Below are 7,552 nucleotides of genomic sequence, written 5' to 3'. Positions count from 1 at the left end.
CCCGGCCCCGAGCCGATCCGCGCCATTGCCGAAGACGAGGAAGGGACCTTGTGGGTCGGTACGGCGGGCGGTGGACTGTTTTTCCTCCGCGAGGGCAGGTGGACCCACTGGCGCAAATCCGCCGACGGCCTGCCCAGCGACGAGGTCTCCTGCCTCTGGGCCGATCCTCATGGGACGCTCTGGATCGGGACACCCGGCCATGGCCTGGCCGTCCATCAGAAGGGACGCTGGACAAGATTTACCACCCAAACCGGTCTGCCCGGCAACAGCATTGGTTACCTTTACGCCGAGCCGGAGGGGGCGTTGTGGATCGGATCCAATGCCGGTCTGATGCGGGTGCCGCCCGACACCTTGGAAGCCGTTCGAAGCGGGACGGCCCGGCGTCTGACCGGCCGTGTGTACGGTCGCGCCGACGGTTTGCCCACGGAGGAATGTACCCAGGGATCCCAACCGGCCGCCACCCGCTCACCGGACGGGCGATTGTGGTTTGTCACCGTCCAGGGTGCGGTTTCCGTTGATCCGGACAACCTGCAGCCCAATCGCATTCCACCGCCAGTGTGGATCGAATCGGTATGGATGGACAACCAGGCGATCTACCTGCGAGGACTTCGCGCGGCCGAACCCACCGCTTTCACCATACCTCCGGGCCCGCACCGACTCGAGATTTCTTTCACCAGCCTGAATCTGTCCGCACCCGAACGCGCCGCGTTTGAGTATCGGCTGGCCGGCTATGATGACCGTTGGACATCCGCCAACGGCACCCGGCTGGTCCGGTACCCCCGGTTGCCGCCGGGTCGGTACCGATTCGAGGTCCGCGCCGCCAACGAGGACGGTGTCTGGAGCCCGGTACCGGCAGGTCTCGACATCATCGTGCAACCTCCGTTCTGGCGAACGACCTGGTTTCTCACACTGACCACCCTGGCCCTGGTGGGCGCCATCGCCGGGACGGTGCACTGGCTCTCCACGGCCCGACTCCGCCGTCAGCTCCGTTTGCAACAGGCCCTCGAGAAGGAACGCGCCCGTATTGCCCGGGATCTCCATGACCAGCTGGGAGCCAACCTGGTCCAGGTGGCCCTGCTTGGTGAAATGTTGGAGACCGACAAGGACCAACCGCGAGAAGTTGAGGAACACGCCCGGCAGATCACCGAAACAGCCCGCGAAACCACCCGCGCCCTTGACGAAATCGTTTGGGCCACCAATCCCGCACACGACTCCCTGGAGGGACTGATCAATTACCTTTGCAAGTACGCCCAGGAATACCTGTCGGTTGCCGGACTCAAATACCGGCTGGAAGTGCCGCCGTTACCGGACCGACCCCTTGCGCCCGAGGTGCGCCACAACGTCTACCTGGCAGCCAAGGAGGCCATCCACAACGTTGTCAAACACGCCCGGGCCCAAAGCGTTCACCTCCGTGTTCGACTCGAAGACGGTCGGGCCGTACTGGAGATCCAGGACGACGGTTGCGGGCTCCCGCCGGATGCCTCGTCGCGTGGACGACATGGACTCGGCAACATGCAAAAGCGGATGCAGGACATCGGTGGGACGGTGCGGATCGAGTCCGCGACAGGGCGGGGGACCCTGGTACGATTCATCTTCCCCACCGGCATAGCGGCTCCCTGAAGGTGACCCTACGGCGCCGTAAAAAAAACCACTCGCCCATTTCCGGCCGGTCGCGCGTGGTTTGGACTGTCCGGTCTCCTCGGCGGGCTGTATGCTGTGGTGCGAAACTGACGCAGCGCGTCCAAACCGGGGCCGCTTCGAACCATGGCCATCAGGGTTGCCATTGTCGAGGACAACGAAAAACTGCGCGAGACCCTTGGCAGGGTGCTCGAGCGCACCGAAGGGTTTGCCTGCGTGGGACGCTTCGCCACGGCCGAGGAAGCCCTGCAAGCCGTACCCGGCTTGAAACCCGACGTGGTCCTCATGGACATCAACCTGCCGGGCATCAACGGCGTCGAGTGCGTCCGCCGGCTGAAGGATCAATGCCCGGACACCCAGTTCATCATGCTCACCGTCTACGAGGACACCGACAACATCTTCAACGCGCTGGCCGCCGGTGCCACCGGCTACCTCCTCAAACGCTCCACCAAGGCCGAGCTCTTGCAGGCCATCCGCGACGTCATGAAGGGCGGTTCCCCCATGACCACCCACATCGCCCGCAAGGTGGTCCAGTCCTTTCAAAAACCGCCGGCGCGACCACCCGAGCCGGATTTCGAATTGTCGCCGCGGGAGCGCGAGGTCCTGGACCTCCTTGCCCAGGGCTTCCTGTACAAGGAAATCGCCGAAAAGCTCGGCGTCACGTACGAAACCGTGCACACCCACATCCGCCGCATCTACGAAAAGCTCCAGGTCCGAACCCGGACCGAAGCGGTGGCCAAGTTCCTGCGCCGTTGACAAGGCGGTCCATCCGCCCACTGCCGGACTGCAGCCCAGGCGGAGTCAGGTTGACAGCCGGGTGCCAAGGACAGAGCCATGGCAGCGGAACCGGCCAAACCTCCGCACGGACTGAGCCACGGGCCAACCTTCATCCCCAACTGCGGGGTCGACCGACATGGTCCCGGAGTTTCCCACGGCTGCTCCCGCACTTCGGCAAAGTAAGTGCTCGAACACCCGCGCCTCCGGATTTGGGTGCCGACCCCGGGATCGCCGCCCCCCGCAAAGCGCAGGTTCGGGTTTGTACCGGCACCGCCCACCACGCACCCGCACCCGGACGCACGACCACGCAGCTGAGAACGCTCTGCGCAATACCTCTGCCCAACACGACCCGGCCATGGCTGGACGGCCCACGATTTCCAGCGCCCCCGCGTCCTGCCGTTCCGTCCCACAAGCGTCTCACAGCTTTCCTCTCCGGCACTGTTGCCCGCCATGCCTCCGAAGAGGCACCTCGGCGGTTGCGCCGACCCGATCCACGACCGCTAGACCGCCCTTGAGACACCACGTCAACATCGCCCCGGTTCGGGCATATTTCGCTCCCGACCCCGAACTCCGCATTCCTGAAGGAGCGATCTAATCAAGGGCGGAACAAGCTTTGGGGACACCAGCCGGAGAACTTCCAGGCCAAGTCCGGCCTCCTCCGGAATGTCATGACTGCGGCCATGCCAAGCCCTTACCAGGTCGGTGGGGGCTGGCCGGAAAGACCGGCTTCAGGCCGGGTGCGGATGTGGCTTGGAGGATTTTGCGACGAAAGGAACGCGAGGAAGAGCATCTCCCGACCGCTTTTAGCGGCTGCGGTTACGGCGAAACCTCGATTTGCGTTTTTGGAGGCCGATATGCAGTGCCGTTCCGGCCCGTGCCGCTGTATATGCAATAGAACATACATTGTGCTGAATTATCGGAAGCAAAGCGCGGGCCACGCTCCCAGCCGAATGCAGGCAAACACCAAATGCCGTCCAAACCTTGGTTTCACCACCGTCGCCAGTCCCGGCGCGGAAACCCCAAACCGGTGCGTCTCGGACATCCCTGGCACTTGAACCCAGGTGAGCAACGGACGATCAAGGAGCCCGCACTTGAGGCCGCCTGGGTGGCGGGTTGACAAATTCAGGCCAAGTGACGCGGCGGTGCCGAGCAAGGCGGCGCAGAATGGCAGCTTTAGCGGGCGCGTCTGCAATGATGATGGCTTTTCGGGCACTCAAAAGTGATCGTATGTCCTTGGGGCTGGCGCGTGCTCTCCCTGTTGACTGCCTCGTTTGAGGGATTGGGCCGGCCTTGGAATTCCGTTCCAGCGGCACGCCAGGGCCCTTGATCCAGGCGGTGCGGATGTTTGCGTCGATGGCGAGAAACGCCGGAGTGCCGGTTGGCCATCGATGGGCGCCGTAGCATCGCCGGGTGAGCGTGGCGCCGCATAGTGGTGTCCGGGTACCAAGCCTTGAAACTCAGGGCCGTCGGCATTCGGGACGGATCCAGGCACTTCGGTCCGAGTTCGGTCCGATGGGGGCTTGCGATCCGAGATTTGGGGGCGGTTCAACTAGGCGAGAAACCCGGCGCAGTCTGGTGGCTGAGCGGAAGGGCGTCGATTCGAACGTTGCCGTCAAGTTGAGTCGATATCGCTGGTGTGGTTTTCGGGAGCCTCGAGCGCTGGGAAACCCATCGTTGGCACTCCGTCTTCCGAGAGGTTCAACCCTCGAGAGCCAGGCACGCCCGGGTGGACCGTGGCAGGAGTTCGGCTTGGACGTTCAAGTGAACAACAGGACGCGCGAAGGTGCTTCTGAACCCGAAGCAAAGCAGGTTTTGGCCCCCCTCCCCCATCTTGGAAAGGGGGCTGAGCTTTGTGGGAATCCAAAAGGCTCCCGGGACCCGAAAGCCGGATAGTTTCATGGATCCCTGGCCGGGCCAGGGCCATTGGACGACTTCGTTTTCGGGTCCGCTTTTGGCGGCGTGGTACCGGAGCTGTCTGTGGCTTGGGATCTTGGTCAGGCATCACCGGGGCACCCAACCGAACCGCTCGGTAATGGGCCAATAGACGAACCAGAACCGCCCGATGACGTTACGGGCCGGTAGAGGGCCCCAGGCCCTCGAATCCAGGCTGTTGAGGGTATTATCGCCCATCACCAGGTAATGGCCGGGGGGCACCACCACACCGTCGGGATGTTCATAGAACAGGGGTGCCAGGCGTTGACCATCCACATGGCCGGAATAGTGACTGTCACGGGGCGGTTCGGATGGGTCGAAGCTGTAAACCAGATCGAAGCCCGATGTGAGATGGTTGAGCCGCCGCCCATTGATGATCAGGTGCCGGTCCTGACCGATCTGGACCCGTTCGCCTCCCAGCGCCACGAGCCGTTTGATGTAGTATTGGTCCTGGGGCAGGCCCTGGATACCGGCGGTTTCGAACACGATGATCTCCCCCCGTCGGGGCAGTCTGAAGTTGTACGTGAACCGATCCACAAACAGGTGGTCACCGCTTTGCACGCGCACGTGGAGGACGGTCTCGCCCTTGCGGAAGAATTGGCCCGGTCGGAGCCCGCCCCGGACGGCAATGTCCACCTGTCCCGTGTCCGGGGGGAACCAAATGGTGTGGGGCACGCCCCCGATCCAGAGCGTCTGTTTCAGGTTGAAGAACAGCAGCCGCAGGGGCGGGTCAACCCGCTGGATGGGCCCGTCGGTCCTGGCCACCACCCGCACATAGGAAACGCCCGCGAACCATTCGCGGATTCGTTCCCAGCCCCGGGGCGGTTGAAAGCCCGGGTACTGGAGCAGGTTGATCGAGGTCACCCCGAAGAGCGTGGGCTGCATGGACCCGGTGGGGATGGCGAAGGGTTGCAGGAAAAAGGTCCGAATCCCCATGGCCACGGCCAGGGCGACCAACAGGACTTCAAAATTCTCGCGGAGCCGTGGGTGCGGATACCGCAGCAGCCACTGGTGGGCGGCTTCCTCCACGGCGTCCATTTGCTCACGAAGTGCGATGGGGTTGCCGCTTTCGCGCAGCACCTTGCGCAGTTCAGCGGTGGCCTTTTGCAGGCCTTCGCGGGCGGCCGGACTCAACAGGTCGGCCTGCGCATGAGTCAACCGCTCGACGTGCCGGCAGAGATTGAGGGCGTCACGAACGGTCCGGGAAAACAACCAGCGGAGCCACAGCATGGGTCTACGCTCCCTTCCGGATGGATTTCGGGATTCTTGATCCGCACGCAGCTCAGCCGGTCTTGAGTACCTCGATGAAGGCTTCCTGAGGGATGTGGACCGAACCGATCGCTTTCATACGTTTCTTCCCTTCCTTTTGCCGCTCGAGCAGCTTGCGCTTTCGCGTGATGTCACCGCCGTAGCATTTGGCTGTTACGTCCTTGCGCAGCGCGCTGACGGTCTCGCGGGCAATGATGCGGCCGCCAATGGCCGCCTGAATGGCCACCTGGAACTGGTGTCGCGGAATCACCTCCTTGAGCTTCGCGGCCAGCAGTCGGCCCCGGCTCTCGGCCTTGTCGCGGTGAACAATGCAGGAAAACGCATCCACCGGCTCGCCGTTGACCAACATGTCGAGTTTCACCATGTCCGAGGGCATGTAGCCCGCGTGCTCATAATCCATGGAGCCGTAACCGTGGGTGATGCTTTTGATACGGTCGTGAAAGTCGATGAGGATCTCATTCAGGGGCAGGCGGGCCGTGAGCATCACGCGTCGCGGATCCAGGGTTTCGGTGTTTTCCACCACGCCGCGTTTCTCGGTGATCAGCAGGAGCAGGTCGCCGATGTACTCGTTGGGGCACAGGATGTAGGCCCGGATGATCGGTTCCTCGATCTGCGCAATGTAATTCGGTTCGGGCATATGCGCCGGGTTGTCCACCTCCTTGACCGTGCCGTTGGTGAGGTGGACCCGGTACACCACGCTGGGATAGGTGGCAATGATGTCGAGATTGTATTCCCGGCGGAGCCGTTCCTGTACGATCTCCATGTGCAACAGCCCCAGGAACCCGCAACGGAAGCCGAACCCCAGAGCGACGCTGGTTTCGGGCTGATACACAAACGCAGGGTCGTTGAGCTGCAGCTTGGCCATGCTGGCCTTCAGGTGCTCGTAATCCGCGGTGTTGATGGGATAGATCCCGCTGAAGACCATTGGCCGGACCTCTTGGAAACCGGGCAACGCCGGCGAAGGGATCCGGGCGTCCGTGATGGTGTCGCCCAGCTTCACCTCGAAAGGGCTCTTGATACCCGCGGCCAGGTAGCCGGTTTCCCCAACACCCAGCCGGTCTCGGACGTAGGGTTTGGGGTTGAAGCTTCCGACCTCCTTCACCTCGTAGGTTTGACCCGAATGAAGCAACCGGATCTGCATGCCCGGTCGAAGCTCCCCGTTGAAGACCCTGACGTAGACCACCACGCCCTTGTAGGTGTCAAAGTAGGAGTCGAAAGCAAGCGCCTGCAGACTGGGCGCACCGGTGGGCTGCGGAGGTGGAATTCGCTCGACAATTGCTTCGAGGATTTCGTCCGTGCCGATGCCCTCCTTGGCGGAGGCCAGGATGGCCGAGTCTGCCGGGATGGCCAGGATGTCCTCCAACTGCTGCCGGACCAGGGGGATGTTGGCGTGGGGCAGATCGATCTTGTTGATCACGGGGATGATGGTGAGGTTTTGTTTCATGGCCAAGTGCACATTGGCCACGGTCTGCGCCTCCACGCCCTGGGCTGCGTCAACGACCAGTAGAGCGCCTTCGCACGCCCGAAGGCTCCGCGACACCTCGTAGGAGAAGTCTACGTGTCCGGGTGTGTCGATGAGGTTCAGCTCGTAGCGCTTCCCGTTGCGGGCGGTGTAGTACATCGTGACGGGGTGGGCCTTGATGGTAATACCCCGCTCCCGCTCCAGGTCCATGGAGTCCAGCAACTGCTCCTGCATCTCCCGGTCGGAAATGGTCCCGGTCCGGTGCAGCAGACGATCCGAAAGGGTCGTCTTCCCATGGTCCACATGGGCGATGATGCAAAAGTTTCGAATCAGGCTCGGCTCCATCGACATTCGCGTGTCTCGGCTCTGTTGAACCTCCAAATTAACCGTGAACCGGGGGAAGAAAAGAGCAAACCTTCACGCCACGCGGCCGGCGGCCGTGTCGGCCACGTTCCGGGTGCCGTTCCGGATCCC

The 7,552-nt window shown here is 62.8% G+C and carries 4 protein-coding genes; 2 read left to right on the top strand and 2 right to left on the bottom strand.

The genetic code is table 11. The features are described from left to right. Both G4L39_RS11245 and G4L39_RS11240 read left to right on the top strand, forming a co-directional pair. On the top strand, nucleotides 1-1,620 hold a 1,620-nt coding region (locus G4L39_RS11245), incomplete at its 5' end, for a sensor histidine kinase (RefSeq protein WP_240893954.1). Between the two features lie 144 nt (nucleotides 1,621-1,764). Next, nucleotides 1,765-2,394 (top strand): response regulator, encoded by a 630-nt coding sequence (locus tag G4L39_RS11240; protein ID WP_165108275.1) that lies wholly within the window; start codon nucleotides 1,765-1,767, stop codon nucleotides 2,392-2,394. A 2,022-nt stretch (nucleotides 2,395-4,416) separates the two neighbouring features. On the opposite strand, the gene lepB is transcribed toward G4L39_RS11240, so the two are convergent. Then, on the bottom strand, nucleotides 4,417-5,577 hold the full coding sequence (gene lepB, locus G4L39_RS11235; RefSeq protein ID WP_165108274.1) for a signal peptidase I: 1,161 nt from the start codon (nucleotides 5,575-5,577) through the stop codon (nucleotides 4,417-4,419). 52 nt (nucleotides 5,578-5,629) lie between these two features. After that, a complete protein-coding gene (lepA, locus tag G4L39_RS11230) occupies nucleotides 5,630-7,423 on the bottom strand; it encodes a translation elongation factor 4 (RefSeq protein ID WP_165108322.1) in 1,794 nt (597 codons plus the stop codon). Between the last annotated feature and the right edge of the window lie 129 nt (nucleotides 7,424-7,552).

The organism is Limisphaera ngatamarikiensis (assembly GCF_011044775.1).
Taxonomy (GTDB): Bacteria; Verrucomicrobiota; Verrucomicrobiia; order Limisphaerales; family Limisphaeraceae; genus Limisphaera; species Limisphaera ngatamarikiensis.
The sequence above is the reverse complement of the archived record's forward strand: the minus strand, read 5'-3'. Positions and strand labels throughout refer to the sequence as shown.